This is a genomic window from Clostridium sp. ATCC 25772, from assembly GCF_001573875.1.
Classification (GTDB): domain Bacteria; phylum Bacillota; class Clostridia; order Clostridiales; family Clostridiaceae; genus Clostridium_J; species Clostridium_J senegalense.
Map to the genome: position 1 here is coordinate 1 of NZ_LFRG01000154.1, position 670 is coordinate 670.

General features: G+C 31.6%; 1 protein-coding gene. It reads left to right on the plus strand.

Translation table 11 applies throughout. The annotated features are described in order from the left end of the window. A partial coding sequence (locus AZI32_RS17280) for a nicotinamide-nucleotide amidohydrolase family protein (protein ID WP_157450977.1) occupies positions 1 to 670 on the plus strand: 670 nt, incomplete at both ends.

The following is a 670-nucleotide window of genomic DNA, read 5'->3' on the forward strand; positions in this document are numbered from 1 at the left end:
ATAAAATGATAATACTATTACCAGGACCGCCAAAAGAAATGATACCTATGTTTAATAATGAGTTAAAGAAGCACTTATTATGTTTAACTGATTATAAACTTGTATCAAAAACATTAAGATTCTTTGGAATAGGTGAATCTTCATTAGAAGACAAGTTAATAGATATGATAAATAATCAAAAAAATCCTACTATTGCACCTTATGCTAAAGAGGGTGAAGTAACTATTAGAATAACTGCAAAAGCTGAAAATACTGAAAAAGCAAATGAACTAATAAAAAATGTAGAAGATGAAATCAATAATAGGGTAGGAAATTACATATATGGTTATGATGATACTACTTTAGAGGAAGAAGTAGCAAAATTATTGGTTGAGAAGAATATGACTATAGCTGTAAGTGAATCATGTACAGGAGGAATGGTTTCATCAAAACTAATAAACTATCCTGGAATTTCTCAAAGTTTCTTAGAAGGATGTGTTACTTATTCCAATGAAGCTAAAATGAAAAGGCTAGGGGTTAAAAAAGATACTTTAGATAAATTTGGAGCAGTAAGTGAAGAAACAGCTATTGAGATGGCTATGGGAGTTGCTAAGTCTTTAGGTGCTAATATTGGGGTATCTACAACTGGAATAGCAGGTCCAGGAGGCGGAACTGATGAAAAACCGGTTGG